Genomic DNA, 25,843 nt, shown 5'->3' with positions numbered 1-25,843 from the left:
AGGTCACTTCGGTGATGACGCCCCGCCAATGGCGGGGCGTTTTTTTTGCCTGACGTACTGCTCGGCGTCGCTAAGCATCTCCGGCATCAGTTCGCTGAAGGCGTCAGCAATGGCGTGTTCCAGCCGCCAGATCTCCGGAATGGCAGCGCGCAGCCGCTCTGGCCGGGAGAGGCGGCGGGCGATGTTGTAGAGCGCCCCATCGATGTTCTCCCGCTGCTGATACTGCACCAGCCAATCGGTGCGCTGCATCGCCCCCAGCACCGGCACAAACCGTTCCGGCAGTGGCGCACTGGCCTGCATCTGCTGGTAGCAGTACTGGCTGAAGCGGGGCAGGGGCCAGGCGTGGTAGCGGGGCCAGTGACGGGCCAGCTGGTGGTCAAAGGCCAGGTCCAGGCAGATCCCGGCCATGCGCCGGTGTTCTGCGGCAAAGGCGGCTTTAAGGGCCAGCACCCGGGGGTGGTGATCGATGCGGGCGTCGATAAAACGGTGCAGCATCATGCCGGTGCGAAGGGGTTCGGGCCACGCATCCAACGGGCCGCGGACAAAGTCGGCACCCACCGCGCCCGCCAGGCTGGTGTTGGTGTGGTCGGCAATCAACAGATGGGCGAGGAAATTCACATTAACGCTTGCTCAAAATACCATCAGAAATTACATTAATTTAACGCCATTGGATGGCGTTCAGTGTCGGCCGTGGATACGGCCAGGTTTGACGGGAAAGGAGTTCCCATGACAATTAAATGGCTACAACACCAGATCCAACGCGCCCTGCGCAGGCGCCAACGCATCGAGCTGGATATTCCGTTCGAAACACACGATGTGCCCCACAGCATGCGTGACCTGCTGGAAAATCACCAGAGTCAGCGCGATTCTTCCGCTCGCGAAAGCGAGTAACCTTCACCGACTTGATCCCGGCCCTGCCTCTTTTTAGACTAGCGCCCCCGCCCATCACTGGGCGCCTTACCGCCAGAGAGTGCTAAAACGATGCAGGTAGCCGATTTTGACTTTGATCTGCCCGATGAGCTGATCGCCCGTTATCCCACCCAAGAGCGCACCGCGTCCCGCTTGCTGCACCTGGATGGCGACACCGGCGCCCTGCACGATGGCCAATTCCCCGATCTGCTGGAGCTGGTTCGCCCCGGTGACCTGATGGTGTTCAACAACACCCGGGTGATCCCGGCCCGCCTGCACGGCCAGAAAGCCTCTGGTGGCAAAATTGAAGTTCTGGTGGAGCGCGTGCTGGACAGTGAGCGGGTGCTCGCTCATGTGCGTTCCTCCAAATCCCCCAAGCCCGGTACTGAGCTGCAGTTTGATGACGGCGTGACCGCCACCATGGTGGCCCGTCATGACGCGCTGTTTGAGCTGGCGTTTCACGGTAATGACACCGTGCTCAATATTCTCGACCGCATCGGCCACATGCCGCTGCCGCCCTACATTGATCGTCCCGACGAAAACAGCGACCGTGAGCGCTACCAAACCGTCTATAACCAGCGCCCCGGTGCGGTGGCCGCCCCGACTGCCGGTCTGCACTTCGATGAGTCGATGCTGGCCAGGCTGAAAGAGAAGGGCGTGGAAACCGCCTACGTGACCCTGCACGTGGGTGCGGGCACCTTCCAGCCGGTACGTGTGGACAAGGTGGAAGACCACCATATGCACTCTGAGTTTGCCGAAGTGGGCAGCGATGTGGTGGAAGCGGTGAAGCGCACCCGTGCCCGTGGTGGCCGCGTGATTGCCGTGGGCACCACCTCGGTACGTTCACTGGAGTCTGCGGCGCGGGCGGCCCGAGAGCATGGCGAAGTGCTGGCCCCTTACGCTCAGGAAACCGACATCTTCCTCTACCCGGGTTGCGAATTCCTGCTGGTGGACGCCATGATCACCAACTTCCACCTGCCGGAATCCACCCTGATCATGCTGGTGTCCGCCTTCGCCGGTCAGGACCATGTGATGAACGCGTATCAGCACGCGGTGGCACAGAAGTACCGCTTCTTCAGCTACGGCGATGCCATGTTTGTGACCCGTCAGGAACAAAACACCACCGCTTGAACGGGCTTACGTCACGAAAACCCCATTTTTCTGGCCGGGACGCTTGAAGCGCGCCCCGGCCGGCCCCATTTTACCCCTAATGTGCCGCATGCTGCGGCCTACACTAGACCATCTCCGGACTGTTTCTCTGGTATGAGGTAGCAATGAAGTTTGAATTGATCACCACCGATGGACGCGCCCGCCGCGGCCGCCTCACGTTTGAGCGTGGCACCGTTGAGACCCCGGCCTTTATGCCGGTGGGCACCTACGGCACCGTTAAAGGCATGACCCCGGAAGAGGTGGAAGCCACCGGCGCAGAGATCTGCCTGGGTAACACCTTCCACCTGTGGCTGCGCCCGGGCAACGAGATCATGCAGAAGCATGGTGACCTGCACGGTTTTATGAACTGGCATAAGCCGATCCTGACCGATTCCGGCGGTTTCCAGGTGTTCAGCCTGGGCCATATGCGCAAGATCACCGAGCAGGGCGTGCACTTCCGTCACCCCATCAATGGCGACAAGATCTTCCTCGACCCGGAAGGTTCCATGGAGATCCAGTACTACCTGGGCTCCGACATCGTCATGATCTTCGACGAGTGTACCCCGTACCCGGCCACCGAAGAGGAAGCCGCCACCTCCATGCGCATGTCCCTGCGCTGGGCGCAGCGTTCCCGTGATGCCTTCGACAAACTGGGTAATAAGAACGCCCTGTTCGGCATCATCCAGGGTGGCGTTTACGAATACCTGCGTGACGAGTCCCTGGACGGCCTGATGAACATCGGCTTCGATGGCTACGCCATTGGTGGCCTGGCCGTGGGTGAGCCGAAAGAGGACATGCACCGCATCCTCGAGCACATCTGCCCGAAAATCCCGGAAGATAAGCCGCGCTACCTGATGGGCGTGGGCAAGCCGGAAGACCTGGTGGAAGGCGTGCGTCGTGGCGTCGACATGTTCGACTGCGTGATGCCGACCCGTAACGCCCGTAACGGTCACCTGTTTACCGGTGAAGGGGTGGTGAAGATCCGTAACGCCAAGCACCGCGACGATACCTCGCCGCTGGATGCCGACTGCGATTGTTACACCTGTAAGAACTACACCCGGGCCTACCTGTACCACCTGGATCGCTGTAATGAGATCCTCGGTGCACGCCTCAACACCATCCACAACCTGCGCTACTACCAGCGCGTTATGGAAGGTTTGCGGGGGGCCATTGAGCGCGGTACCCTAGACGACTTTGTGGCCGAATTCTACGCCCGCCAAGGCCGGGAAGTACCGCCGTTAAACGACTGAATCACAATAACTAACGAGAGAGTTAACGCTTATGTTTATCGCAAACGCCTACGCCAATACCGGTGCCCCTCAGGGTGGTGGCATGGAGATGGTTATCATGCTGGCGGTGTTCGGCCTGATCTTCTACTTCATGATCCTGCGTCCGCAGAACAAGCGCGTAAAAGAGCACAAGAACCTGGTTGAGTCTCTGGCCAAGGGCGACGAAGTGCTGACCAACGGCGGCCTGGTAGGCAAGATCGTAAAAGTGACTGCTGACGATGATTACCTGGTTCTGGCCCTGGGCGAGAACACCGAAGTGACCATCAAGAAAGACTTCATCACCGCAGTGCTGCCGAAAGGCTCTGTGAAGTCTCTGTAATAGAAGAATAAGACCACCAAGACATTAAGGGGCACCGGCGTGTTGAATAAATACCCGATGTGGAAAAACCTGCTGGTGATCTTCGTGATCGCCATCGGGGCGCTCTACGCGGCGCCAAACCTCTACGGTGAGGATCCGGCACTGCAGATCTCTGCAACCCGGAACGTGGCTCTGGACAGCGCCACGCTGGACCAGGTCCAGACCGCCTTACAAGGGGAAGGGCTGTCTGCCAAGAGCGTCATTATGGAAGAGGGTCAGATCCTGGCGCGTTTCAGCAACGCCGAGGATCAGATCGAAGCCAAGGAAGTGGTAGCACAGGCATTGGGGGGCGACTACATCGTTGCTCTGAACCTGGCGCCGGCCACCCCCGAATGGTTGAAGTCGCTGGGCGGCAACCCGATGAAGCTGGGTCTCGACCTGCGCGGCGGTGTGAACTTCCTGATGGAAGTGGACATGAACGAGGCGGTGCACAAGCAGCAGGAGCAGATTGTCACCGACTTCCGCGCCGACCTGCGTGAGCAGCGCCTGCGTTACTCCGGTGTGCGCGTGGTGGGAGACGCCGTAGAGGTGCGCTTCCGTGACGCCGCTGTGGCCGAACAGGCCTACAGCTACCTGCGTGGCCGCAACGCCAACCTGGTGTTCAGCCAGCCCGATGACCTGGTGATCCTGGCCACCCTCTCTGAGCCCTACCTGAAAGAGATCAAAGAGTACGCCCTCAACCAGAACATCAACATTCTGCGTAACCGTGTGAACGAGCTGGGCGTTGCCGAGCCGGTGGTTCAGCGCCAGGGTGCCGAGCGCATCACGGTGGAACTGCCCGGTGTACAGGACACCGCTCGTGCCAAAGAGATCCTGGGCGCGACCGCGACCCTGGAGTTCCGCATGGTGGCCCAGAACGTTGACCTGAATGCCGCGACCCGTGGCCTGGTTCCGCCGGGCACCCGTCTGTATGAAGACCGCGATGGTCGTCCGGTGGTACTGGAGCAGCAGGTTATCCTGACCGGTGATCACATCACCGGCGCCCAGTCCGGCTTCAGCGAAACCAGCCAACCGCAGGTGAACATCAACCTGGATGCCGCCGGTGGTAACAAGATGGCCGACTTTACCCGTGACAAGATTGGTGCCGCCATGGCCACCGTCTTTATCGAGTACAAGCCGACCGGCGAGCGTAACGCTGATGGCAGCCCGCAGTTCGACAAGATCGAAGAGGTGATCAACGTCGCCACCATCCAGGCGCGTCTGGGTCGCAACTTCCGCATCACCGGCATCGGCTCTCCGGCCGAAGCCCACAACCTGGCGCTGCTGCTGCGTGCCGGTGCCCTGATTGCGCCGATCACCATCGTGCAGGAACGCACCATCGGTCCGTCCCTGGGTCAGGAAAACATCAACAACGGTATGGCCGCGCTGATGTGGGGCATGCTGGCGGTGGTGGTCTTTATGGCCATCTACTACCGCAAGTTTGGTCTGATCGCCGTGGGCGCCCTGGTGGTGAACCTGGTGATGATCGTCGGCATCATGTCGATGATTCCGGGGGCCACCCTGACCCTGCCTGGCATCGCCGGTATCGTACTGACGGTAGGTATGGCGGTGGATGGCAACGTGCTGATCTTCGAGCGTATTCGTGAAGAGCTGAAAGCCGGACGCAGCGTCCAGCAGGCGATTCATGAAGGCTACAGCAACGCCCTGTCGACCATTGCTGACGCCAACATCACCACCCTGATCACCGCACTGATCCTGTTTGCGGTGGGTACCGGTCCGGTGAAAGGCTTTGCCGTGACCCTGATGATCGGTATCGCCACTTCCATGTTCACCTCCATCGTGGGCTCCCGCGCCGTGGTGAATGCGCTGTGGGGCGGTAAGCGCCTCAAGAAGCTGGACATTTAAAGGAGCGATGTGATGTTTGAGCTATTAAAAGTCAAAGGCACCATCGACTTCCTGAAGCACGCCAAGGTGGTGAGCCTGTTGTCGATCGTTCTGGTGGTGGCCTCTCTGGTCAGCCTGGGTGTGCGCGGCATCAACTGGGGTCTGGATTTCACCGGCGGTTACGTTATCGAGGTGAACTACGGCAAAGCGGTCTCCCCCGCTGACCTGCGTCGTGCGGTCGAAGGGCAGGATATCGAAGGCGCCGTGGTGCAGCAGTTCGGTAGCGCCCGTGACCTGATCGTCCGCATTCCACCGAAAGCCGGCGAAGGCAACGAGCTGGTGACCAAGGTGGAAGCCGCCGCTAAGGGTCTGGGCAATGGCGCCGAGATCAAGCGGGTAGAGTTTGTCGGCCCGCAGGTGGGTAAAGAGCTGGCGGAGCAGGGCGGCCTGGCCGTACTGGTGGCGCTGATCTGTATCCTCGCCTACGTGGCAGCGCGCTTTGAATGGCGTCTGGCACTGGGTGCCGTAATCGCTTTGGCGCACGACGTGATCGTGACCCTGGGTGTGTTCTCGCTACTGCAGATGGAGTTTGACCTGACCGTACTGGCCGCGCTGTTGGCGGTGGTGGGTTACTCGTTGAACGATACCATCGTGGTGTTTGACCGGGTTCGTGAAAACTTCCGCAAGATGCGTAAGGGCAGCCCGGAACACGTGGTGAACACCTCCGTAACCCAGACCATGAGCCGTACCATCATCACCACCGGCACCACGCTGGCGGTAGTGGTGGCCCTGTTCCTGCTGGGCGGCACCATGATCCACGGTTTTGCCACGGCGCTGCTGCTGGGTATTGGTGTGGGTACCTACTCCTCTATCTACGTGGCCAGCTACGCTTCCATCCGCCTGGGCCTGACCCGCGAGCACATGCTGCCGGTGCAGGTCGAGAAGGAAGGGGCGGATCAGGACCCGCTGATCCCCTGACTTTTGCGAAGTCACTTGACAAGCCACCCCTCGGGGTGGCTTTTTGTTAGCTGGCCCGGATGGGGTAATGCCGTCATCCATGCGACAAGGAGATGAAGTCCACATGGATAGTTATGTCGAGCTGTATCGCGCAGCCAATATGATCGAAGCCCATGCTGTCAAAGGTTACCTGGAACAGCACGGCATTCTCGTGCGGGTGCTGGGAGAAGCGCTCGGCGGTGCAGCCGGTGAGTTACCGGTGGAAAGCCAGGAGGTGCGCCTGCTGGTGGAGCGCCGTCACCAGAGCGAGGCCCTGACCCTGCTGCAACGCTATCAGCAGGAGCTGGCGCCGTGGCAGTGTGCCGCCTGTGGTGAACAAAATGATGGCCATTTCGAGGTGTGCTGGCGCTGTGGCGCCGAGCCGGAGGCCTGATGCGTTACTTCCCCCTGTTCCATGACACCCAGAATCTGTCGGTGGTGGTGATTGGCGGTGGCGAAGTGGCGGCCCGAAAGCTGGCGTTATGGAGCCGAACCGAAGCCCACCTCACCGTAATTGCACCGCGCATTGTGCCCGCCATCGAGACCCTTATCCGCAGCGGTCGAATCCGCCATCTGGCCCAGTTCTACCATGATCAGCAGCTCAATGGTCACCAGGGGGTGATCACCGCCACCGATGATCCCGCCCTCAATCGCACCGTCAGTGAACACGCCCGCGCCCGGGGATTATGGGTGAACGTGGTGGATGACCCCGAAGCCTGCAGCGTCATTACCCCGGCCATTGTGGACCGGGCTCCCGTGGTGGTGGCCATCGGCAGCGAAGGCGGGGCCCCGGTGCTGGTGCGCAGCCTGCGGGCGTTGCTGGAGGGGGTGTTGCCGGCCACCCTGGGTCGGTTGGCGCGCTTTATCGGCGAGCAGCGACCCCGGGTGATGCGGGAACAGGCGCAACCCAGAGCGGTGTGGCAGCGTTTTCTCAGTGACAATGGATTGAACTGGGATGAACACACACCAGCACGGCTGAGCCGAGCAGAACGGGGCCAGAACGCCCCAGGACGCTGTTGGCTAATAGACCCGGCCTCTGACCCTACCCGGTTGCCCATCGCCTCGCTGGAGGTGCTACAGGGCCTGGATGGGCTTTACAGCACGCAACCTTTGCCTGATTCGTTGGAACGTTTCTGTCGACGGGATGCCGAGCGACACCGGTTCTCTCCCGAAACCGACTTTGCCGCAAAGCTGAGTGAAGGCGAGCAAATCCTGCTGGTGCTGAGCGCAGCGGAGCAGGCGCAGTACGCCACTGAGCTGGCCCAACTTAAGCCGGGGCGGTTCACCCCTGGTGCGATCACGCTGGCTGCAGACTGAGGCGACGCAGCAGCCGACCTTTTCCCTCCAGACGGGTAAGCACCCGCTCCACATGGCTGCGGCTGCCACGGAAGTGGCGAATGTCTCGGGCGCTCCCTTGCGGGCCCCGCCATATCCCTTCCACCTTCCAGTGGTCAGTGCGGCTGGCGTCGGTGGTGGCGGTCAGGTCGATGTCAGGTGATGGCATGGCGGGTCAACCGGTCTTGATAAAACACGGGCGCAGTCTGGCGTCGGTCAATGACGGTTTGGCGGCGCAGCAGTGACAAAGCGAAGACAAACCCCGTGCCGAAAGGGCACAAAAAAACGGAGCCAGCTGGCTCCGTTTTTGCGTTTGACTCAGTCTGCGGGATTAGGCTTCCGCATCAGCCGGCAGTGCCTGCTTACCGATAACGTTGGTGACAACGAAGGCCACAACGGCAGCGGTCAGTACGCCACAGGCGGTGGAGATGGTCATATCCAGACCAAAGCCCAGGGTGGCGTTGTTGAGGATGAAGGTGGTCACGACCGAGGTCATAAACATGGCCGGGATGGTGGTGATCCAGTGCAGCTTGTCAGCACGGGCCAGGTAGGCGCTGGCGGTCCACAGCATCATGACGGCGGTCAGCTGGTTGGCGAAACCGAAGTAGCGCCAGATGATGCCGAAGTCCACTTGGGTCAGTACCGCACCGATGGCGAACAGCGGGGCAGCAATCACCAGGCGGTTCTTGATGCTGGTCTGCTCCATGTTGAAGTACTCAGCCAGAATCAGACGGCTGGAGCGGAACGCGGTGTCACCGGAGGTGATGGGCAGAATCACCACACCCAGGAAGGCGATGATGCCGCCGAACACGCCGAGCAGGCCGAAGGAAGCGGAGTACACCACGTTACCCGGGCCGCCGTTCTTCACGGCTTCGGCCAGAGACTGTACGTCCGGGAAGTAGGACAGGGCCAGGGCACACCAGATCAGGGCAATCACACCCTCACCAATCATGGCTCCGTAGAACACGAAACGGCCGTTCTTCTCGTTCTCCATGCAGCGCGCCATCAGCGGAGACTGAGTGGCGTGGAAGCCGGAGATGGCACCACAGGCGATGGTGATGAACAGGGCAGGCCACAGCGGCATGTCGTTCGGGTTCATGTTGGTGAACATGTCGCTCACCTGGTAACCCGCCATCAGGCTGTGCTCGCTGGAGACGATCAGCGCGCCAATCAGGCCAACGGACATGAAGATCAGCAGGGCGCCGAAGAAGGGGTAGAAGCGACCGATGATCTTGTCCACCGGAACGATGGTGGCGATCACGTAGTACGCGAAGATAACGGCCACCATCATGCCCAGGCTGACGGTCATGCTGGTTTGCTCGTTGATCAGGCTAGTGATCATGCCAGCCGGCGCGGAAACGAACACCACACCCACCAGCAGCAGCAGGACAATCGCAAACAGGTTCATAAAGTGCTTGGCGCCGTTGCCCAGGTACTTGCCCACGATGGACGGTACGGAGGCACCGCCGTTACGCACGGACAGCATACCGGAGAAGTAGTCGTGAACGGCACCGGCGAAGACACAGCCGATAACGATCCACAGCAGTGCGGCCGGGCCGTACAGGGCACCCATGATCGGGCCGAAGATCGGACCGACACCGGCGATGTTGAGCAGCTGAACCAGGTACACCTTGTTCTTGGACATGGGCACGTAGTCCACGCCGTCGGTTTTGGTGTGCGCCGGAGTCTGGCGCTGTTCGTTGATGCCAAACACCTTCTCGATGAAGGCGCCGTAGATGAAGTAGCCGCCGATCAGCAGGCCAACGCAAGTGAAGAACCAGAGCATTGTTATTGTCCTCGAATGAGATTAGCGGCAGTTTACTGACTGAATCGCGCTCATTCCTGTGCTATCTGTCGAGCGGTTGCCAACACTGGTTGAGCGGCACTATCCGGCGATAAGCGGTTCGGCCAAACCGGTAAACGGCGTTTCGTTCAGCTAAGCGGAAGGATTTTTCACCCGAGCGGTGGTAGGGGAGGGCGAGCGGCAGGCTGGCGCAGTGAGTGGCAGAAAATGGGGGATAAGCGGTTTGGTTCTGCCCATAAAGACAACGCCGCGGAAACCGCGGCGTTGTGATTCAGGCTTTTAGGGTGGCTACCCGCCCTTTAAGCTTGCCCCCTGCGGCAAAGGTCACGACCCGCCTGGCCGTGATCTCATGTTCTTCACCGGTTTTCGGGTTCCGTCCCGGCCTGGGGTTTTTGTCTCTCAGATGAAACACACCGAATCCACTTAGCTTGACCTCTTCACCCTTTTCAAGGGTATGTCGGATCTCCTCAAAGAAAGTGTCCACCAGCACCTTAGCGTCGGTGACCTTGAGGTGAAGATGGTCGACCAGGTGGGCGGTTAAGTCCGCCTTGGTCAGAGACATGCCAGTACCTCACTCAATTACCACATCAAAATGCACCCCGCAGGGGTTATCTGAGTGTAGACGGGGCACGGCGATGTGCCACAAGGGCTACTGAAATCCGAAGGTTTGTTTCAGCCCTTTCATATAGCGGCGGCTGACCGGCAGCTTCTGGCCACTGTGGGTTTCAATCTCGCCATACCCCCCTTCCTGCAGCCGGATGGCAGCAATCGCCTCCGGGTTCACCAGATACTGGCGGTGGCAACGGATCAGGGGCGAACGCTCCTCCAGCACCTTCAGGGTGAGCTGGGTGTGGCTGGTGTCGGCGGCGGTGGCTACGTGCACGCCGCTGAGGTCAGAAAAGACGTACTCCACCTGCTCCATCCGTACCACTTTCAGGGTGTTACGCTGATAGCAGGGCAGGTGGCGGATGGTTTCTCCCAGCACCTCGGCCAGGGGCTGCTGGGGCGATTGCGCCGCCCGCACCCGCTCAAGTGTGGTGGCCAGGCGGGACTCCACCACCGGCTTCAGCAGGTAGTCAAAGGCGTTCTTTTCAAACGCGGCGACGGCGTGCTGGTCGTAGGCGGTGACAAACACCACCCGGGGCATGGTGCCCGGGTCGAGCATGGCCAGCATCTCCATACCGGTGATCTTGGGCATCTGGATGTCGAGAAACACCAGATCCGGTTTGAGCTGGTTAATCTGGGCCATGCCCTCAATGGCGTTATTGGCCTCGCCGACGATCTCGATGTCGTCGTGGTGTTCCAGCAGGATGGCCAGCTCCTCCCGGGCCAGCGGTTCGTCATCGATCAACAGGGTTCGAATCATGCCAGTTCTCTCTTGGGCAGGCGCACTTCAATCTCGGTACGCACCTGCGGTTCGCAGTGCACCTGCACGCCATATTGTTCACCGTACTCATTCTTGATACGGCGGTCGACGATGTTCATGCCCAGTCCATCTGAGCTGCTCTTGGCTTCATAGGCGCCGGCGTTGTCGCTGACCCAGAGGGCGAGGGTCTCCTGCTCTTGCCGTGCGCCAATCTCGATTTTGCCCGGCTCCAGCAGGGTGGAGGTGCCGTGCTTGATGGCGTTCTCCACCAGCGGCTGCAGGGTGAAGGTGGGCAGTCGGCAGTGACGCAGGGCATCCGGCACCTGAATTGACACCTGCAGGCGGTCGCCGAAACGGGCCTGTTCGATGGTGAGGTAGGCCTGGATGTGCTCCAGCTCCTCCGCCAGGGTGATCTCGCCGGTGCCCCGCTTGAGGTTGCCCCGCAGGAATGCGGCCAGGTGTTGGATCAGCTCCCGCGCCTGCTCCGGCGAACGCCGGGTGATGGCGGCCAGGGTGTTGAGCGCGTTAAACAGGAAGTGCGGGTTGACCTGGGCATGCAGCAGCTTGAGCTCAGCCTGGGTCAGCAGGCTTTTCTGTTCCAGGTAACGGCCGGTCAGGATCTGGTTCGACAGCAGGCGGGCGATCCCCTCGCCCAATGTCTGGTTCAGGCTCAGGAACAGCCGCTTTTTGGTTTCGTACAGCTTAATGGTGCCGATCACCTCATTCTCGCTGCGCAGGGGCACAATCAGGCTGGAGCCCAGCTGGCAGTGGTCGGACAGCGAGCAGCGGTAGGGGCGCTCGACCCCATCGGCAAACACCACCTGGTTGGTGGCGATCGCTTCCAGCGTCATTTTCGAGGAGATGGGCGTGCCGGGAATGTGGTGGTCCGCCCCGGTGCCGATAAAGGCCAGCAGCTTTTCACGGTCGGTGATGGCCACGGCGCTGACTTTGGTCTCTTCAAAGATGATGCGTGCCACCTTGGCGGTGGTTTCCTGATTAAACCCATTCACCAGCACGCCGACGGTGCGCTCGGCAATCTTAAGGGCCTTGGCGGAGTGCACCGACGACAGCTTTTCCGCAATCGCCCGCTGGTCGCGGATCATGCTCATAAACAGCGCCGCACCGAGGGAGTTCACCAGCATCATCGGCAATGCGATCACCTTGACCAGGGCCAGTGCCTCATCAAAGGGACGGGCCACCGCAAGGATGATCAGCATCTGCACGGTTTCGGCGGTCAGGGCGGTCAATGCCACCCGGCGTGGGTCGAACAGCCGGTCGAGGTTGCCTTTGCGCACCAGGCGCTGGTGCATCAGGCCCGCCAACAACCCCTCTGCAGTGGTGGAGATGGCGCAGGCGACGTCGGTAAACCCACCGAGGGAGTAACGATGCAGCCCGCCGGTCAGCCCCACCAGCGTGCCCACCACCGGGCCGCCGAGCAGGCCGGAGAGGATGGCGCCGATGGCGCGGGTGTTGGCGATGGCGCCGTGGGTGGCTTCGCCAAAATAGGTGCCCATGATGCACAACAGCGAAAAGGCCATGTAGAGCATCAGCTTGTGGGGCAGGTGCACCGCCAGGTCCACCATGGGGCGGAGCACCGGGGTTTTGGTCAACAGGTAGGCCAATACCAGGTAGAGGCTCATCTGTTGGGTCAGGCTGATGATGAGATCGAGGTTTTCCATGCAGGCGTGTGGCCCAGGGGATGATGCAGAAATCGGAGCGGGATCACCGAACCCAGCCAAAAAGATGCATATCATCTACCCATTAACTGATAAGGAGCGATTTATGAGCAGTGTACACGCCCACGAGTTTCTGGCCATGGTTGCCGAAGCGGAAGAGCCGAAAACCCTGGCGCAGCTCAAAGAGATGGCCGCCGAGCGATTCGGTGCCGAGGTGCGCTTTCACACCTGCAAGGCCAGTGAACTGACCACCGATGCCTTGCTGGCGTTCTTGCTGGAGCGGGACAAGCTGACCCAGCTGGGCGACGGTTACCAGGTAAACGCCGCCCGGGTCTGCAATCACGGCTGAGAATCAGTCGATATTGTCCTTCGGATAGGGCAGTTTCAGCTGGCCAAAGCGGATCACGATAACCGCGGCGGCCAGCACCAGCGCGGAGAAGGCGATCGCCAGTACCCGCCAGTCGTCCATCGCCTTCATATCCAGAATCAGGTAACGCGCCAACGCCACGATGGCGATGTAGATTGGCATCCGGATAGGCAGTTTCCCCACCTCCGCATAGTTGGCCACCATGGCCAGCACTTCCAGGTAGATAAACAGCAGCAGCAGGTCGCCCAGTTCGACACTGCCGCGGTTAAACATCAGCATCACCTCTTCAAAGATGGCGAACAGGGTCGCGATGGAGATGATGATCAGGATGCCGTGTTCGGCGATCTTCAGGCTTTTGCTGCCGAAGCGTTTATACAGTCCGTTCATTGACTCGATCCGTTGGATTGACTGAGAACTAGTTTACTGGCAGGGGATGTAACTGCCCACGTCGGATGTTGTGATCGCAATCGCAGAATTGGTGCCCGCAGCCGAGAGGGATTTCTGTCAATAAAGCGAACTCAATCAATGGCTCGGCAGGTAGATCTCCATCTGTTGTTGCCAACGCCGGGTTGGCACCACCGGCAGTGCCATTGCCGGCAGCTCCAGGCAATCGCCGGTGGCCAGGGCGAAATGGGCGTCGGCGATCGCCAGTACAGGATGCTCCCCAAGGTGCACCACAACCCCATCCATCAACGCTTCGGCCAGGTTCAGCGGGTTGCGGTTGTGCATGGCGTAGAGGCGGTGGCTGTAGGGGTCCTGATACAGCAACAGGTCCGGAAACGTCTGACTCAGCTGCAAGTGGTTGGGCAGGGATGGCAGGTCAGCGGGCGGTAACGGGATCCACGGCATAACACTCTCCTAGAAAAGGCCTCTGCCTGTCCGTCAGCAATTGCCGTACCAACTGAAATTGTGCGTCTTTTCGCTTGCCCCGGTGGCTGGCGGGTTGCCATTGCGCGGTTTTGGGGCCCCGTGTCATGGCAATGTCATCATGATGATGCACAGTGCCGGGTGTCGGAGCGATCCGGCGCCAGACTTTTTCACATGGCTTCTCGTTATTGGCCGGGCCCTCGCGCCCGGCATTTTTTCGTCCATGCTTAATGTCACAGGGCTGCGGGATCAGGGGGCGCTATGCAAAACGAATCGACACGTCACCAGCGTTGGTTGCATCCGAGGCGATTGCCGGCGTTTTGGGTGGGGTTGCTGTGTGTGTTGACGGCGCCGGTGGTGGCGCTTGGGCTACTGGGGTGGTTTGCGCTGATGCGAACCAGTCGCTGGTGGCACAGTCAGCGCCGCACCACGGCCTGAACGGCCTGGCAATGAAGATAAAAAAAACGCCGTCACAGGACGGCGTTTTTTGATGTTTTGGAATCCCAAGCTTAGCGCTTGAGGGATTCGGTCAGGTGCGCGCGCATCTTGCTGACGATGGAAGCGGTCACTTTCGGGGCGCCAGCAACGATGTTGCCGGAGGTCAGTTGACCGTGGCCACCCACAAAGTCGCTGACCAGACCACCGGCTTCGCGAACCATCAGTTCACCAGCGGCGATGTCCCACGGCTTCAGGCCGATCTCCCAGAAACCGTCCAGGCGGCCAGCAGCCACGTAGGCCAGGTCCAGCGCAGCAGAACCGGCGCGACGCATGTCGGCCACGTCGTTGAACAGCTCAGCGAAGATCGCCATGTAGGGTTCCATGTGCTGACGCTGCTTGAACGGGAAGCCAGTGCCCAGAATGGTACCTTTCAGGTCACGCTTGTTGGCAACACGAATGCGGTAGCCGTTTAGCTGAACGCCGGCGCCACGGCTGGCGGAGAACAGTTCGTTGCGGATCGGGTCGTAGATAACGCCGTGCTCAATCTTGCCCTTGATCTGCAGAGCAATGGAGACGGCGAAATGGGGGATACCCTTCATGAAGTTGGTGGTGCCATCCAGGGGATCGATAATCCATTGGAACTCGTCGTGTTCGCCAGTGATGGTGCCGCACTCTTCACCAATGATGGTGTGCTTCGGGTAGGCCTTTTGGATGGTGGCCACGATGGCGCGTTCCGCATCCCGGTCTACGTTGGTGACAAAATCGTTGAGGCCTTTCTGTTCGGCTTCTACTTTGTCCAGATCTTCAAAAGCACGGGCAATAACGTTACCCGCGTTGCGCGCAGCGCGCACAGCGATGTTCAGCATCGGATGCATATCGATACCCCAGGATGTGAAAGAACGGTGAGCCGGGCTCAGGCACTCGCCTGCGGCAGGGCGCAAAATACTACCCGCAACTGCCACCCAGTGCAAGCGACTGCATCACACGCGCCCGCTTTCCGTTGGATAGATATCTAGCATAGACGGTGGCTGTGGTAGACTCCGCCACCACAGAAATTGACCTATCGGCCACAGAGAATGCTCAGTAACGTCCGTATCGTCCTGGTGGGCACCACCCACCCCGGCAACATCGGCTCCGCCGCCCGTGCCATGAAAACCATGGGCCTGTCCCAACTGTTCCTGGCGGAACCCAAAGTGGCGCCGGATGGCCAGTCCATTGCGCTGGCCGCGGGCGCCTCTGACCTGCTTAAGAATCTGGTGGTCACCGACGATCTGGCGTCCGCCATTGCCGATTGCTCACTGGTTATTGGCACCAGCGCGCGCAGTCGCACCCTGAGCTGGCCCATGCTGGACGCCCGTGAAGCCGGGGTCAAACTGGCCAGCGAAGCCAACACCGGCCCGGTGGCGCTGGTGTTTGGCCGTGAGAATTCCGGACTGAGTAATGAAGAGCTGCAGATGTGCCATTACCACGTCTGCATTCCCGCCAACCCGGAATACAGCTCCCTGAACCTGGCCCAGGCGGTGCAGCTGCTCAGCTATGAGACCCGCATGGCTCACCTGGCCCAGACCGAGCAACCCAGCCCGGAGGCCGAGGTGGAATACCCGACTCAGGGCCAGATGGAGGGGCTGTACCAGCACCTCGAACAGACCCTCAGCCACACCGGCTTTATCATTAAGGCCCACCCCGGGCAGGTGATGAACAAGCTGCGTCGCCTGTTCAATCGTGCTCGTCCTGAGCAGACCGAACTGGCCATTCTTCGCGGTGTATTGACCTCAGTGGATAAGACGACTGGTCGAAAAAAAGGCAGTTGAACCGAGGAAGTTGCTGCCCTGTCACGCCGCGTTGGCGCAATGCCGTGATCCAGTTCAAAAAACCGGTCGATGTAATCGGTCAATTCCCGCGGGTTCGGTCATTGATCCCGAGCGGTCAATGGGGTTAAATACCCGGGCCCGCCGCCGGGGTATTCCCTGAAATAATCCCGAGTAGATTACTGGGTTTAATACTTGACTAAAATGGTCGGGTATGTAGACTGGGCGGCAGACAGTAGGAAGGAAGTTGGCATGAGACTCACATCGAAAGGCCGCTACGCGGTGACAGCCATCCTGGACGTGGCACTGCACTCCCCCGAAGGGCCGGTGCCCCTGGCGGACATCTCTGAGCGACAGGGCATCTCCCTGTCGTACCTGGAGCAGTTGTTCGCCAAGCTGCGTAAGCATGGCCTGGTGTCCAGTGTTCGTGGACCAGGCGGTGGCTACCTGCTGGGCCGTCCGGCGGCGGAGATCGCTGTCGGTATGGTGGTGCATGCGGTGGATGAATCCGTCGATGCCACCCGTTGCCACGGCAAGAGCAATTGCCAGGGCGGCGCCCGGTGCCTGACCCACTCATTGTGGGGCGATCTCAGTGATCGCATCTCCAGTTTTTTGAACGGCATCAGCCTGGCCGATTTGATGGCCAATCGTGATGTCCAGGTGGTCAGCCTGCGCCAAGAGCAGGCCCAGACCCGGGTTCAGGCTCGCGCCTGAACACACGCTTTTATGTTGTACTTCGCCGGTACCACATTTGACCGGCCCGCAAGCGGAGAAGAAGATGAAACTCCCGATCTATTTTGATTATTCCGCCACCACTCCGACCGACCCCCGTGTCGCCGAGGAGATGATTAAATACCTGACCCCGGACGGTAACTTTGGTAACCCGGCGTCTCGCTCCCACCGCTTTGGCTGGCAAGCCGAAGAGGCCGTGGACGTGGCCCGTAACCAGGTGGCTGAGCTGATCAACGCCGATCCCCGCGAGATCGTCTTCACCTCCGGCGCAACCGAATCCAACAACCTGGCGATCAAAGGTGTGGCCCACTTCTACGGTAAGAAGGGCAAGCACATCATCACCAGCAAAACCGAACACAAAGCGGTACTGGATACCACTCGTCAGCTCGAGCGCGAAGGTTACGAAGTGACCTACCTGGAGCCGGACGCCAACGGCATCATCCCGCTGACCCGCTTCGAAGAAGCGATGCGTGAAGACACCATTCTGGTTTCCATCATGCACGTGAACAACGAGATCGGTGTGATCCACGATATCGCCGCCATCGGCGAACTGTGTCGCGCCAAAGGCATTCTGCTGCACGTGGATGCGGCTCAGAGCGCCGGTAAGATCCCGCTGGACGTGAAAACCATGAAGGTCGACCTGATCTCCATCTCCGGCCACAAGATGTACGGCCCCAAGGGCATCGGTGCCCTGTACGTACGTCGTAAGCCCCGCGTTCGTCTGGAAGCCCAGATGCACGGCGGTGGCCACGAGCGCGGCATGCGCTCCGGCACCCTGGCGACCCACCAGATCGTGGGCCTGGGCGAAGCTGCCCGCATCGCCAAAGCCGAGATGGCGTCTGAGAACGACCGCATCCTGGCGCTGCGTAACCGTCTGTGGAACGGCATCAAGGACATGGAAGAGGTGTACGTCAACGGTGACATCGAGCAACGTGTGGCCGGTAACCTCAACGTCAGCTTCAACTTTGTTGAAGGTGAGTCCCTGATCATGGCCCTGAAAGACCTGGCCGTCTCCTCCGGCAGTGCCTGTACCTCAGCGTCTCTGGAGCCGAGCTACGTGCTGCGTGCCCTGGGCCTGAACGACGAGCTGGCACACAGCTCCATCCGATTCTCCATTGGTCGCTTCACCACTGAAGAGGAAGTGGACTACGCCGTCAGCATCATCAACGATGCCATCGGTAAGCTGCGCGACATGTCCCCGCTGTGGGAGATGTTTAAGGACGGGGTTGACCTGTCCAAGGTGGAATGGACCGCCCACTAAGGGTTTTCGGGGTCCCGTCATTAAGGCGGGATCGCCCTCACGAACAGAGTAAGTATTGGAGTTAGTCATGGCTTACAGTGATAAAGTTATCGACCACTACGAAAACCCGCGCAACGTTGGCTCGTTCGACAAGAACGACCCGAACGTGGCCACCGGCATGGTGGGTGCGCCCGCTTGTGGTGACGTAATGAAGCTGCAACTGAAGATCAGCGAAGGCGGCGTGATTGAAGACGCCAAGTTCAAGACTTACGGTTGTGGCAGCGCCATCGCTTCCAGCTCCCTGGTCACCGAATGGGTGAAGGGTAAAACCCTGGATGAAGCGGAGCAGATCAAGAACACCGCCATTGCTGAAGAGCTGGCCTTGCCGCCGGTGAAAATTCACTGCTCTATCCTGGCAGAGGACGCCATTAAGGCGGCCATTGCGGACTACAAGAGCAAGCAAGACAAGTAATCAAGCTGGAGTTGTACCCATGGGCATTTCGCTGACCGAAGCCGCTGCTGAGCGCGTCAAAACCTACCTGAAAAATCGGGGCAAGGGGATTGGCCTGCGGTTGGGTCTGAAAACCTCTGGTTGTTCGGGTCTGGCCTACGTGCTGGAGTTCGTTGACGACCTGAGCCCGGGCGACGAGGTGATCGAAGCCCAGGGGGTCAACCTCATCATTGACGCCAAGAGCCTGGTGTATCTCGACGGGCTCGAGGTGGATTACGTCAAAGAGGGCCTCAACGAGGGCTTCAAGTTTGAGAACCCCAACGCCAAAGGGGAGTGTGGTTGCGGCGAGAGCTTTACCGTCTGACCATGAACTACTTCGAACTCTTTGGCCTGCCTCTGGGTTTCGAAATTGACGGAGCCGCCCTGGCCAGCCGCTATCGCGAGCTGCAACGGGCGGTCCATCCTGACAATTTCGCTTCTGCCCGTGAGCAAGAACGCCTGATGGCGGTTCAGAAAACCGCCGAAATCAACGACGCCTTCCAAACTCTTAAATCGCCCCTTGGCCGTGCCGAATACCTGCTTCGCCTGAACGGGCTGGAGCTGCGCGGTGAGTCCACCACCATCAAGGACCCGATGTTCCTGATGGAGCAGCTGGAGCTGCGCGAAGCGATGGCGGAACTGCCCGACAGTGCCGACCCCGAAAGCGCTGCCATGGACCTGGCCGACCGCCTGGCTGGCGACCGCAAAGCGATGTTCGCTGAGTTCCAGCGTCAATTCGCAGAGCAGCAGTGGGATGGCGCCGCCGACACGGTGCGAAAACTCAAATTCATCCATAAACTGGAAGACGAGCTGTCCCTGCTGGAAGAGCAGTGGGCGCAGTGAGCGACGGATAACACAGCATCATGGCACTACTGCAAATCGCCGAGCCCGGCCAGAGCGCCGCGCCTCACCAGCATAAGCTGGCTGTAGGCATCGACCTCGGCACCACCAATTCTCTGGTCGCTGCGGTTCGCAGCGGTCAGGCCGATACCCTCCCGGACGCCGAAGGCCGTCATCGTATGCCTTCCGTGGTGCGTTATCTGGAGCAGGGGCTGAGCACTGGCTTCGAAGCCCAGGCTCAGGCGGTCAACGACCCCCACAACACCATCATCTCGGTAAAACGCTTCCTTGGCCGCTCTCTGGCGGACGTTCAGGGGCGTTACCCCAAACTGCCTTATCAACTGGCCGCGTCCGACAACGGCCTGCCGCTGTTTGAGACCCGCCAGGGCCGGGTCAACCCGATCCAGGTCTCTGCCGAGGTGCTGCGCCCGCTGATCCAGCGCGCGGAAGAGACCCTGGGTGGTGACCTGACCGGTGCGGTCATCACCGTGCCGGCCTACTTTGATGACGCCCAGCGTCAGGGCACCAAAGACGCCGCAGAACTGATCGGCGTTAAGGTGCTGCGCCTGCTGAACGAACCCACCGCCGCTGCCATCGCTTACGGCCTCGACTCCGGTCAGGAAGGCGTTATCGCGGTGTATGACCTCGGTGGTGGTACCTTCGACATCTCCATCCTGCGCCTGAACAAGGGCGTGTTTGAAGTGATGGCCACCGGCGGCGACTCCGCGCTTGGCGGCGATGACTTCGACCACCTGCTGGCCGACGAGCTGGCCCGCCGCGCCGGCATTGACATCGACAGCGCCGGCCTTCAGCGTGCGGTACTGGTGGAAGCCTGCCGCATCAAAGAAGCGTTGACCGACAACGACAGCGTGACCGCTCAACTGGGCGAATGGCAGGGTGAGATCACCCGCGCCGACTTCGACGCCCTGATTGAACCGCTGATCAAGCAGACGCTGCTCGCTTGCCGCCGCTGCCTGAAAGACGCCGGTGTCGATAAAGACGAAGTGCTGGAAGTGGTGATGGTGGGCGGTTCCACCCGCGTGCCCCGCGTTCGCAGTGCCGTCGGCGAATTCTATGGTCGTGAGCCCCTGACCAGCATCGACCCTGACCGCGTGGTCGCTATCGGTGCTGCGGTGCAGGCGGACATCCTGGCCGGCAACAAACCGGATTCCGACATGCTGCTGCTGGACGTGCTGCCGCTGTCCCTGGGTCTGGAAACCATGGGCGGCCTGACTGAGAAGGTGGTGCCGCGTAATACCACCATCCCGGTGGCCCGTGCCCAGGAGTTCACCACCTTTAAGGATGGCCAGACCGCGATGGCAATCCACGTGGTGCAGGGCGAGCGTGAGATGGTGGATGACTGCCGCTCACTGGCGCGCTTTGTGCTGCAGGGCATTCCGCCGATGGCGGCCGGTACCGCGGTGATCCGCGTGACCTTCCAGGTCGATGCCGATGGTCTGCTCAGCGTGACCGCGATGGAGAAAACCTCCGGCGTGCAGGCGGCCATCGAAGTGAAGCCCTCCTTCGGCCTCTCCGACGGCGAAGTGATGCAGATGCTGAAAGATTCCATGACCCACGCCAAGGATGACATCGTGAAGCGGATGCTGACCGAACAGCGCATCGAGGCGGGTCGCGTTATCGAGAGCCTGGGCCGTGGCCTGGCCGAAGACGGTGACGAACTGCTGAACGCCGAAGAGCGGGCTGATCTCGAAACCCGCATGAGCGAACTTACAACCCTGTGTGAGGGCACCGACGGTGAAGCCATCAAGGCCGCCATCGAGGCTCTGGACAAGGCCAGTGGCGATTTCGCCGCTCGCCGCATGGACCTGGCCATCCGCCGCGCGCTGTCGGGCCAGTCCGTGGATAACGTATAAGAGGATACGATGCCGAAACTCGTCTTTTTACCCCACCAGGAACTGTGTCCTAACGGCTTGGAAGTGGAAGCCCAGGCCGGTGAAACCATTCTGGATGTGGCACTGAAAAATGGCATCCACATTGAGCACGCCTGCGAGAAGTCCTGCGCTTGCACCACCTGCCACTGCGTTGTGCGTGAAGGCTTTGATTCGCTGGAAGAGAGCGACGAGCTGGAAGACGACATGCTGGACAAAGCCTGGGGTCTTGAGCCGGAGTCCCGTCTCTCTTGCCAGGCGCGTGTCGCGGATGAGGATCTGGTGGTTGAGATCCCGCGCTACACCATCAACCAGGTATCTGAAAACCACTAAGGAGATCCCATGGGCCTGAAATGGATTGATGTACAGGACATTGCCATCGAACTGGCAGAGCAGAAACCCGAGGTGGACCCCACCCTGGTGCGCTTTACCGATTTACGGGAATGGGTACTGGCGCTGGATGAGTTTGATGACGACCCTGACCACTGCGGTGAGAAGATCCTCGAAGCCATCCAGCAGGCCTGGATCGACGAGATGGATTAAGCAGACGGAGCCTTCGGGCTCCGTTTTTTATTGCCCTAAAAAGGGGCGCTGCACGGTTTTGGTTCGGATCCGTGACGCAACCGTCATTTTTTCGCAGTTTGGGCGGGGCGACCATTCCAACTTACAAATGAAATAAGAGTAGTGTCACAACCACTTTTTGTGACCTGTGAAGGACTTAGGAATATTGCTAGTCGCAGAGTGAGAAAAAATCCATCGATGGGGGTTTTTTTTGCACCCGGTACACTTTATGTTGGGCACTTGGTTGTCGCTTTATTAGCCAGAGAATCTGCATCTTGCAGACTCTGAGCCTTCTCTCATAACTCTTAAAAACGCCTTGCGGAGACAACAATGACTCCAATTGTCCGCAGTATCGAACCTCAACAGGTGCAATCCCCTGTTGAAAGCACTTTGTCTCTTTGGCAGCTGCGCTTTCTGCTGCGTAAGTTGTGCCTGAAACGCGGTGAACACGTCTTGCTGATGGGCACCCATGCCCTCGGTATCGTTGAGATGCTGGCCATGGCCGTTGGCCAGACCGGTCAGGTTACCGTGTTGACTGAGCCCGGTGTCAGTGACATCGAGCGCCAAAGCCTGCAACGTGATCTCACCCTGCTGCCTCAGGTGAAAGTGGTGGCTCCCGGCCCCAGTGCTGACCTGCAGCAGTGTGACGCTATCGCCATCCTGCCGGAGCGCCTGACCGAACCCTATGAGCCGTTGATGGACCAATCCTGGCGTCGTTTGGGTAACGGCGGTCGATTAATGCTCACTCTGCCCAAAGGGGAGGGAGAACAGCTGAATTCGGCCATCGCCTGCGCGAACCAGAAAGGCTTTGTAACCCGCTACCGTCGAAACTGCGACAAGCATTGCGCTTGGGTGGGTGTGAAGTACGTCGCCAAATGGTGATGCGGCGCAAGCCAAAGCCATGAAATGAGAGCCGGGCCCAGCCCGGCTTTTTGCTGTCTGTGACAGGGGGCTGTGTTTGCGGCGGGAGTTAGCATATAATCCGCGCCGAGAAATTACTGTCCGAATACAACATGGAGTGGACGATGGCCCTTGAGCGCACTTTTTCCATCATCAAACCTGACGCCGTAGCGAAAAACCTGATCGGCGCTATCTACAACCGTTTCGAGTCCGCTGGTCTGAAGATCGTTGCCTCCAAAATGGTTCACCTGACTCGCGAGCAAGCTGAAGGCTTCTACGCTGAGCACAAAGAGCGTCCGTTCTTCGGCGCCCTGGTTGATTTCATGACCTCTGGCCCGATCATGGTTCAGGTTCTGGAAGGTGAGAACGCCGTTCTGGCCAACCGCGAAATCATGGGCGCCACCAACCCGGCTGACGCTGCTCGCGGTACCCTGCGCAGCGACTACGCCAACAGCATCGACGAGAACGCCGTACACGGTTCCGACGCCCTGGCTTCTGCCGAGCGCGAAATCGCGTACTTCTTCTCTGCTGAAGAGATCTGCCCGCGCACTCGCTAAGCGATACGCTGGTCAAAAAAAAAGCGCCCCGAGGGGCGCTTTTTTTGTGTCTGTGTCATCAGTCCTGGTCGCGGCTGATGCGGATCTTGCGTTGCTTCTGGCGGTGTTCCCACAGCTTGCGGGCAACCTGCTGCATGTCGGTGGCCGGGTCGCTCAGGTCAACAATCTCCAGACCGAGCAGGGACTCGACGATGTCCTCCATGGTCACCAGACCCATTACGCTGCCGTATTCGTCCACCACGATGGCGATCTGGGTGTGCTTTTTCAGCAGGGACTCAAACAGGCTCATCAGGCGGGCGGTTTCCGGCACGGCGGTGATGCTGTGGCGGATCGACTTCAGCGATGCGTCCGGGGTGTGCTTCTCTGCCAGCAGGGCTTCAGAGCGGTTGATGTAACCCACGATGTCATCGCTGTCCTCATCGAACACCGGAATGCGGGAGAAGCGGCGTTTACCGTGCAGGTGAGTAAACTCGGTCAGGGTCATGTTCTGGCTGACAGAGTGGATCACGGTACGCGGGGTCATGATCGCGCTGACCGGCACAGAACGGGCTTTCAGCATCTGCTTAAGGATGTTGGATTCCTGCTCGTTCAGTTCACCGGATTCGGCACCGATGTCGGCCATGGCGGACATTTCGGCACGGACGTAATGACCGGCTTCGCCTTTGCCCATCAGTGAGGTGATGCGCATCGACATCCAGATCAACGGCTTGCACACAACCACCATGCCTTTGAGGATCACGGCGGCGGTTGGTGCCAGGGTACGCCAGTAGTTGGCACCCAGGGTTTTCGGGATGATCTCAGAGAAGAACAGGATGCCGAAGGTCAGCACCGCCGAGAAGATGCCCAGTGCTTCGCTGCCAAACACGATGGTGGCCTGGGCGCCTGCACCGGCAGCGCCGGCGGTGTGGGCGATGGTATTCAGAGTCAGGATCCCGACCAGCGGGGCTTCGACATTGTCTTTCAGCTCAGCCAGGTTGGCCGCCGCTTTGGGTCGCTCGGCCCGAAGGCCCGCGATGTAAGAAGGGGTTACACTGAGCAGAACCGCTTCAAAAATACTGCAGATAAACGACACGCCGATGGCGACGGTGACGTAGATGATCAAAAGTGTCATTGCCGGGTTGGCCTTACAATAAGACGATCCATAGTGAAAAGAGCGCGCATTTTACCACGACTTTACCTTTGGGTCGGAAGCTTAACCTCTGACGACCTTTTATAAAGCCACACCCGCAGCGGCCGGACTGGACTCACCGGCGCTTGGACCTGTACAATTGCGCGCCATTTTCGGCGGGTTTTATCACGAGGCAACCGATCGATGACAGACAAAATCAACTTGCTCAACCTGGATCGCAAAGCGATGCGCGCGTTTTTTGCCGAGATGGGCGAAAAGCCGTTCCGTGCCGACCAGGTGATGAAGTGGATCTATCACTTCGGTGCCGATGATTTCGAGCAGATGACCAACATCAATAAAGCGCTGCGGGCCAAGCTGGCCGAACGCGCGGTGATCGTTGCGCCCGAAATCAGCACCAGCCAGCACTCCTCCGATGGCACCATCAAGTTCGCCATCGATGTGGGCAACGGTCAGGAAGTGGAAACCGTGTACATCCCGGAATCCGACCGCGCCACGCTGTGCGTCTCCTCTCAGGTAGGGTGTGCGCTGGAGTGCAGCTTCTGCTCCACCGCCCAGCAGGGTTTTAACCGCAACCTGAGCGTTGCCGAGATCATCGGCCAGGTATGGCGTGTAGCCAAGTACCTGGGCCTGAAAAACGAGACCGGCGAGCGTCCCATCTCCAACGTAGTGATGATGGGCATGGGTGAACCGCTGTTGAACCTGTCCAACGTGGTTCCGGCCATGGACATCATGCTGGATGACTTCGGCTTTGGTTTGTCCAAGCGCCGTGTGACCCTGTCCACCTCCGGTGTGGTACCGGCCCTGGACAAGCTGGGTGACATGATTGACGTGGCCCTGGCCATCAGCCTGCACGCGCCCAACGACGAGCTGCGTGACGTGCTGGTACCGGTCAACAAAAAGTACAACATCGAGACCTTCCTGGCCTCGGTGCGCACCTACCTGACCAAGTCCTACGCCAACAAAGGCCGTGTGACCGTTGAGTACGTGATGCTGGATCACATCAACGACAGCACCGACCAGGCCCATGAACTGGCCAAGGTGATGAAAGACACGCCGTGTAAGATCAACCTGATCCCGTTCAACCCTTACCCGGGCAGCCCCTACGGCAAAAGCTCCAACTCCCGCATCGACCGTTTCGCGAAGGTTCTGATGGAGTACGGCATGACCGTTATCGTGCGTAAAACCCGTGGCGATGACATCGATGCCGCCTGTGGCCAGCTGGTGGGTGACGTGCGGGACCGCACCAAGCGTATGTTGAAAAAACGTATGCAAGAGGACGGCATTTCCGTCACAATGGTCTAACCGCCTGTTTGGTAAAG

The 25,843-nt window shown here is 59.8% G+C and carries 31 protein-coding genes; 21 read left to right on the top strand and 10 right to left on the bottom strand.

All coding sequences use genetic code 11. The features are described 5' to 3' along the window. Nucleotides 1–3: 3 nt before the first annotated feature. On the bottom strand, nucleotides 4–618 hold the full coding sequence (locus FBAL_RS14255) for an acyl carrier protein phosphodiesterase (protein WP_013346288.1): 615 nt from the start codon (nucleotides 616–618) through the stop codon (nucleotides 4–6). Between the two features lie 108 nt (nucleotides 619–726). Here FBAL_RS14255 and FBAL_RS20475 point away from each other — a divergent pair, with 108 nt between their 5' ends. The 8 genes from FBAL_RS20475 (at nucleotide 727) to FBAL_RS19665 (ending at nucleotide 7,842) form a co-directional block, all read left to right on the top strand. Next, nucleotides 727–891: a hypothetical protein gene (locus FBAL_RS20475; RefSeq protein ID WP_013346287.1), complete on the top strand. Its 165-nt coding sequence runs from the start codon at nucleotides 727–729 to the stop codon at nucleotides 889–891. Between the two features lie 90 nt (nucleotides 892–981). Beyond that, the gene (gene queA, locus FBAL_RS14250) at nucleotides 982–2,040 is read left to right on the top strand and encodes a tRNA preQ1(34) S-adenosylmethionine ribosyltransferase-isomerase QueA (protein WP_013346286.1); all 1,059 of its coding nucleotides are present in this window, start codon (nucleotides 982–984) and stop codon (nucleotides 2,038–2,040) included. A gap of 143 nt (nucleotides 2,041–2,183) precedes the next feature. Next, a complete protein-coding gene (gene tgt / locus FBAL_RS14245; protein ID WP_013346285.1) occupies nucleotides 2,184–3,308 on the top strand; it encodes a tRNA guanosine(34) transglycosylase Tgt in 1,125 nt (374 codons plus the stop codon). Nucleotides 3,309–3,339: 31 nt separating this feature from the next. Further along, entirely contained in the window at nucleotides 3,340–3,666 is a 327-nt protein-coding gene (gene yajC, locus FBAL_RS14240) for a preprotein translocase subunit YajC (RefSeq protein WP_013346284.1), read from the top strand. A 39-nt stretch (nucleotides 3,667–3,705) separates the two neighbouring features. Beyond that, the gene (secD, locus tag FBAL_RS14235) at nucleotides 3,706–5,550 is read left to right on the top strand and encodes a protein translocase subunit SecD (RefSeq protein ID WP_013346283.1); all 1,845 of its coding nucleotides are present in this window, start codon (nucleotides 3,706–3,708) and stop codon (nucleotides 5,548–5,550) included. Between the two features lie 12 nt (nucleotides 5,551–5,562). Beyond that, nucleotides 5,563–6,507, top strand: a complete 945-nt coding sequence (gene secF, locus FBAL_RS14230) for a protein translocase subunit SecF (RefSeq protein ID WP_013346282.1) — start codon at nucleotides 5,563–5,565, stop codon at nucleotides 6,505–6,507. Nucleotides 6,508–6,610: 103 nt separating this feature from the next. Then, complete coding sequence (locus FBAL_RS14225; RefSeq protein WP_013346281.1) at nucleotides 6,611–6,919, top strand: putative signal transducing protein; 309 nt, start codon at nucleotides 6,611–6,613, stop codon at nucleotides 6,917–6,919. Beyond that, the gene (locus FBAL_RS19665; RefSeq protein ID WP_013346280.1) at nucleotides 6,919–7,842 is read left to right on the top strand and encodes a precorrin-2 dehydrogenase/sirohydrochlorin ferrochelatase family protein; all 924 of its coding nucleotides are present in this window, start codon (nucleotides 6,919–6,921) and stop codon (nucleotides 7,840–7,842) included. Before FBAL_RS14225 ends, FBAL_RS19665 begins: the two co-directional genes overlap by 1 nt. On the opposite strand, the gene FBAL_RS19990 is transcribed toward FBAL_RS19665, so the two are convergent. The 5 genes from FBAL_RS19990 to FBAL_RS14195 all read right to left on the bottom strand — a co-directional run bounded on the left by FBAL_RS19990 (nucleotide 7,823) and on the right by FBAL_RS14195 (nucleotide 12,709). Next, nucleotides 7,823–8,029 carry a hypothetical protein gene (locus tag FBAL_RS19990; RefSeq protein ID WP_013346279.1) on the bottom strand — a complete coding sequence of 69 codons (207 nt, stop codon included), beginning with the start codon at nucleotides 8,027–8,029 and terminating at the stop codon, nucleotides 7,823–7,825. The two genes, FBAL_RS19665 and FBAL_RS19990, sit on opposite strands and share 20 nt — an antisense overlap. Nucleotides 8,030–8,191: 162 nt before the next feature. Continuing rightward, nucleotides 8,192–9,646: a carbon starvation CstA family protein gene (locus FBAL_RS14210; RefSeq protein WP_013346278.1), complete on the bottom strand. Its 1,455-nt coding sequence runs from the start codon at nucleotides 9,644–9,646 to the stop codon at nucleotides 8,192–8,194. A gap of 289 nt (nucleotides 9,647–9,935) precedes the next feature. Next, nucleotides 9,936–10,226 carry an integration host factor subunit alpha gene (locus tag FBAL_RS14205; RefSeq protein ID WP_013346277.1) on the bottom strand — a complete coding sequence of 97 codons (291 nt, stop codon included), beginning with the start codon at nucleotides 10,224–10,226 and terminating at the stop codon, nucleotides 9,936–9,938. An 87-nt stretch (nucleotides 10,227–10,313) separates the two neighbouring features. Then, on the bottom strand, nucleotides 10,314–11,030 hold the full coding sequence (gene btsR / locus FBAL_RS14200) for a two-component system response regulator BtsR (protein WP_013346276.1): 717 nt from the start codon (nucleotides 11,028–11,030) through the stop codon (nucleotides 10,314–10,316). After that, complete coding sequence (locus tag FBAL_RS14195; RefSeq protein WP_013346275.1) at nucleotides 11,027–12,709, bottom strand: sensor histidine kinase; 1,683 nt, start codon at nucleotides 12,707–12,709, stop codon at nucleotides 11,027–11,029. The genes btsR and FBAL_RS14195 overlap by 4 nt, the downstream gene beginning before the upstream one ends. A 103-nt stretch (nucleotides 12,710–12,812) precedes the next feature. On the opposite strand from FBAL_RS14195, the gene FBAL_RS14190 reads away from it, so the two are divergent. Beyond that, nucleotides 12,813–13,055 carry a YecH family metal-binding protein gene (locus FBAL_RS14190; protein ID WP_013346274.1) on the top strand — a complete coding sequence of 81 codons (243 nt, stop codon included), beginning with the start codon at nucleotides 12,813–12,815 and terminating at the stop codon, nucleotides 13,053–13,055. A 3-nt stretch (nucleotides 13,056–13,058) separates the two neighbouring features. Here the strand turns inward: FBAL_RS14190 and FBAL_RS14185 are convergent, their stop codons facing one another. The 3 genes from FBAL_RS14185 to suhB all read right to left on the bottom strand — a co-directional run bounded on the left by FBAL_RS14185 (nucleotide 13,059) and on the right by suhB (nucleotide 15,253). Then, on the bottom strand, nucleotides 13,059–13,460 hold the full coding sequence (locus FBAL_RS14185) for a phosphate-starvation-inducible protein PsiE (protein ID WP_013346273.1): 402 nt from the start codon (nucleotides 13,458–13,460) through the stop codon (nucleotides 13,059–13,061). 135 nt (nucleotides 13,461–13,595) lie between these two features. Further along, nucleotides 13,596–13,922: a nitrite reductase (NAD(P)H) small subunit gene (locus FBAL_RS14180; protein ID WP_013346272.1), complete on the bottom strand. Its 327-nt coding sequence runs from the start codon at nucleotides 13,920–13,922 to the stop codon at nucleotides 13,596–13,598. Nucleotides 13,923–14,449: 527 nt separating this feature from the next. Continuing rightward, nucleotides 14,450–15,253, bottom strand: coding sequence for an inositol-1-monophosphatase (suhB, locus tag FBAL_RS14175; protein WP_013346271.1), 804 nt, complete (start codon nucleotides 15,251–15,253; stop codon nucleotides 14,450–14,452). A 201-nt stretch (nucleotides 15,254–15,454) separates the two neighbouring features. Between suhB and trmJ the strand changes: the two genes are divergently transcribed. The 11 genes from trmJ to ndk all read left to right on the top strand — a co-directional run bounded on the left by trmJ (nucleotide 15,455) and on the right by ndk (nucleotide 23,395). Beyond that, nucleotides 15,455–16,189: a tRNA (cytosine(32)/uridine(32)-2'-O)-methyltransferase TrmJ gene (gene trmJ, locus FBAL_RS14170; RefSeq protein WP_013346270.1), complete on the top strand. Its 735-nt coding sequence runs from the start codon at nucleotides 15,455–15,457 to the stop codon at nucleotides 16,187–16,189. Nucleotides 16,190–16,438: 249 nt separating this feature from the next. Further along, the gene (gene iscR / locus FBAL_RS14165; RefSeq protein ID WP_013346269.1) at nucleotides 16,439–16,900 is read left to right on the top strand and encodes a Fe-S cluster assembly transcriptional regulator IscR; all 462 of its coding nucleotides are present in this window, start codon (nucleotides 16,439–16,441) and stop codon (nucleotides 16,898–16,900) included. 64 nt (nucleotides 16,901–16,964) lie between these two features. After that, complete coding sequence (locus FBAL_RS14160; RefSeq protein ID WP_013346268.1) at nucleotides 16,965–18,179, top strand: IscS subfamily cysteine desulfurase; 1,215 nt, start codon at nucleotides 16,965–16,967, stop codon at nucleotides 18,177–18,179. Nucleotides 18,180–18,246: 67 nt separating this feature from the next. Next, on the top strand, nucleotides 18,247–18,630 hold the full coding sequence (gene iscU / locus FBAL_RS14155; protein ID WP_013346267.1) for a Fe-S cluster assembly scaffold IscU: 384 nt from the start codon (nucleotides 18,247–18,249) through the stop codon (nucleotides 18,628–18,630). A gap of 19 nt (nucleotides 18,631–18,649) precedes the next feature. Then, the gene (iscA, locus tag FBAL_RS14150; RefSeq protein ID WP_013346266.1) at nucleotides 18,650–18,973 is read left to right on the top strand and encodes an iron-sulfur cluster assembly protein IscA; all 324 of its coding nucleotides are present in this window, start codon (nucleotides 18,650–18,652) and stop codon (nucleotides 18,971–18,973) included. Nucleotides 18,974–18,975: 2 nt separating this feature from the next. Continuing rightward, a complete protein-coding gene (hscB, locus tag FBAL_RS14145) occupies nucleotides 18,976–19,491 on the top strand; it encodes a co-chaperone HscB (RefSeq protein WP_013346265.1) in 516 nt (171 codons plus the stop codon). 20 nt (nucleotides 19,492–19,511) lie between these two features. Further along, the gene (gene hscA / locus FBAL_RS14140) at nucleotides 19,512–21,362 is read left to right on the top strand and encodes a Fe-S protein assembly chaperone HscA (RefSeq protein WP_013346264.1); all 1,851 of its coding nucleotides are present in this window, start codon (nucleotides 19,512–19,514) and stop codon (nucleotides 21,360–21,362) included. A 9-nt stretch (nucleotides 21,363–21,371) separates the two neighbouring features. Further along, nucleotides 21,372–21,710, top strand: coding sequence for an ISC system 2Fe-2S type ferredoxin (gene fdx, locus FBAL_RS14135; protein ID WP_013346263.1), 339 nt, complete (start codon nucleotides 21,372–21,374; stop codon nucleotides 21,708–21,710). Nucleotides 21,711–21,719: 9 nt separating this feature from the next. Continuing rightward, nucleotides 21,720–21,920, top strand: coding sequence for a Fe-S cluster assembly protein IscX (iscX, locus tag FBAL_RS14130; RefSeq protein WP_013346262.1), 201 nt, complete (start codon nucleotides 21,720–21,722; stop codon nucleotides 21,918–21,920). Between the two features lie 348 nt (nucleotides 21,921–22,268). Continuing rightward, nucleotides 22,269–22,820 (top strand): hypothetical protein, encoded by a 552-nt coding sequence (locus FBAL_RS14125; RefSeq protein ID WP_013346261.1) that lies wholly within the window; start codon nucleotides 22,269–22,271, stop codon nucleotides 22,818–22,820. 143 nt (nucleotides 22,821–22,963) lie between these two features. After that, on the top strand, nucleotides 22,964–23,395 hold the full coding sequence (gene ndk, locus FBAL_RS14120) for a nucleoside-diphosphate kinase (protein WP_013346260.1): 432 nt from the start codon (nucleotides 22,964–22,966) through the stop codon (nucleotides 23,393–23,395). Nucleotides 23,396–23,453: 58 nt separating this feature from the next. Here ndk and FBAL_RS14115 read toward each other — a convergent pair whose 3' ends face one another. Further along, entirely contained in the window at nucleotides 23,454–24,506 is a 1,053-nt protein-coding gene (locus tag FBAL_RS14115; RefSeq protein ID WP_013346259.1) for a CNNM domain-containing protein, read from the bottom strand. Between the two features lie 201 nt (nucleotides 24,507–24,707). On the opposite strand from FBAL_RS14115, the gene rlmN reads away from it, so the two are divergent. Next, complete coding sequence (rlmN, locus tag FBAL_RS14110) at nucleotides 24,708–25,826, top strand: dual-specificity RNA methyltransferase RlmN (protein WP_013346258.1); 1,119 nt, start codon at nucleotides 24,708–24,710, stop codon at nucleotides 25,824–25,826. Nucleotides 25,827–25,843: the final 17 nt, after the last annotated feature.

The sequence above is a fragment of the Ferrimonas balearica DSM 9799 genome, assembly GCF_000148645.1.
Lineage (GTDB): Bacteria > Pseudomonadota > Gammaproteobacteria > Enterobacterales > Shewanellaceae > Ferrimonas > Ferrimonas balearica.
The sequence above is the reverse complement of the archived record's forward strand: the minus strand, read 5'-3'. Positions and strand labels throughout refer to the sequence as shown.

Bases quoted from the DNA above. Each gene is read 5' to 3' on its own strand.
- FBAL_RS20475 (WP_013346287.1), top strand. From the start codon at position 727: ATGACAATTAAATGGCTACAACACCAGATCCAACGCGCCCTGCGCAGG.
- queA (WP_013346286.1), top strand. From the start codon at position 982: ATGCAGGTAGCCGATTTTGACTTTGATCTGCCCGATGAGCTGATCGCC.
- tgt (WP_013346285.1), top strand. From the start codon at position 2,184: ATGAAGTTTGAATTGATCACCACCGATGGACGCGCCCGCCGCGGCCGC.
- yajC (WP_013346284.1), top strand. From the start codon at position 3,340: ATGTTTATCGCAAACGCCTACGCCAATACCGGTGCCCCTCAGGGTGGT.
- secF (WP_013346282.1), top strand. From the start codon at position 5,563: ATGTTTGAGCTATTAAAAGTCAAAGGCACCATCGACTTCCTGAAGCAC.
- FBAL_RS14225 (WP_013346281.1), top strand. From the start codon at position 6,611: ATGGATAGTTATGTCGAGCTGTATCGCGCAGCCAATATGATCGAAGCC.
- FBAL_RS19665 (WP_013346280.1), top strand. From the start codon at position 6,919: ATGCGTTACTTCCCCCTGTTCCATGACACCCAGAATCTGTCGGTGGTG.
- FBAL_RS19990 (WP_013346279.1), bottom strand. From the start codon at position 8,029: ATGCCATCACCTGACATCGACCTGACCGCCACCACCGACGCCAGCCGC.
- FBAL_RS14210 (WP_013346278.1), bottom strand. From the start codon at position 9,646: ATGCTCTGGTTCTTCACTTGCGTTGGCCTGCTGATCGGCGGCTACTTC.
- FBAL_RS14205 (WP_013346277.1), bottom strand. From the start codon at position 10,226: ATGTCTCTGACCAAGGCGGACTTAACCGCCCACCTGGTCGACCATCTT.
- btsR (WP_013346276.1), bottom strand. From the start codon at position 11,030: ATGATTCGAACCCTGTTGATCGATGACGAACCGCTGGCCCGGGAGGAG.
- FBAL_RS14195 (WP_013346275.1), bottom strand. From the start codon at position 12,709: ATGGAAAACCTCGATCTCATCATCAGCCTGACCCAACAGATGAGCCTC.
- FBAL_RS14190 (WP_013346274.1), top strand. From the start codon at position 12,813: ATGAGCAGTGTACACGCCCACGAGTTTCTGGCCATGGTTGCCGAAGCG.
- FBAL_RS14185 (WP_013346273.1), bottom strand. From the start codon at position 13,460: ATGAACGGACTGTATAAACGCTTCGGCAGCAAAAGCCTGAAGATCGCC.
- FBAL_RS14180 (WP_013346272.1), bottom strand. From the start codon at position 13,922: ATGCCGTGGATCCCGTTACCGCCCGCTGACCTGCCATCCCTGCCCAAC.
- suhB (WP_013346271.1), bottom strand. From the start codon at position 15,253: ATGCATCCGATGCTGAACATCGCTGTGCGCGCTGCGCGCAACGCGGGT.
- trmJ (WP_013346270.1), top strand. From the start codon at position 15,455: ATGCTCAGTAACGTCCGTATCGTCCTGGTGGGCACCACCCACCCCGGC.
- iscR (WP_013346269.1), top strand. From the start codon at position 16,439: ATGAGACTCACATCGAAAGGCCGCTACGCGGTGACAGCCATCCTGGAC.
- FBAL_RS14160 (WP_013346268.1), top strand. From the start codon at position 16,965: ATGAAACTCCCGATCTATTTTGATTATTCCGCCACCACTCCGACCGAC.
- iscU (WP_013346267.1), top strand. From the start codon at position 18,247: ATGGCTTACAGTGATAAAGTTATCGACCACTACGAAAACCCGCGCAAC.
- iscA (WP_013346266.1), top strand. From the start codon at position 18,650: ATGGGCATTTCGCTGACCGAAGCCGCTGCTGAGCGCGTCAAAACCTAC.
- hscB (WP_013346265.1), top strand. From the start codon at position 18,976: ATGAACTACTTCGAACTCTTTGGCCTGCCTCTGGGTTTCGAAATTGAC.
- hscA (WP_013346264.1), top strand. From the start codon at position 19,512: ATGGCACTACTGCAAATCGCCGAGCCCGGCCAGAGCGCCGCGCCTCAC.
- fdx (WP_013346263.1), top strand. From the start codon at position 21,372: ATGCCGAAACTCGTCTTTTTACCCCACCAGGAACTGTGTCCTAACGGC.
- iscX (WP_013346262.1), top strand. From the start codon at position 21,720: ATGGGCCTGAAATGGATTGATGTACAGGACATTGCCATCGAACTGGCA.
- FBAL_RS14125 (WP_013346261.1), top strand. From the start codon at position 22,269: ATGACTCCAATTGTCCGCAGTATCGAACCTCAACAGGTGCAATCCCCT.
- ndk (WP_013346260.1), top strand. From the start codon at position 22,964: ATGGCCCTTGAGCGCACTTTTTCCATCATCAAACCTGACGCCGTAGCG.
- FBAL_RS14115 (WP_013346259.1), bottom strand. From the start codon at position 24,506: ATGACACTTTTGATCATCTACGTCACCGTCGCCATCGGCGTGTCGTTT.
- rlmN (WP_013346258.1), top strand. From the start codon at position 24,708: ATGACAGACAAAATCAACTTGCTCAACCTGGATCGCAAAGCGATGCGC.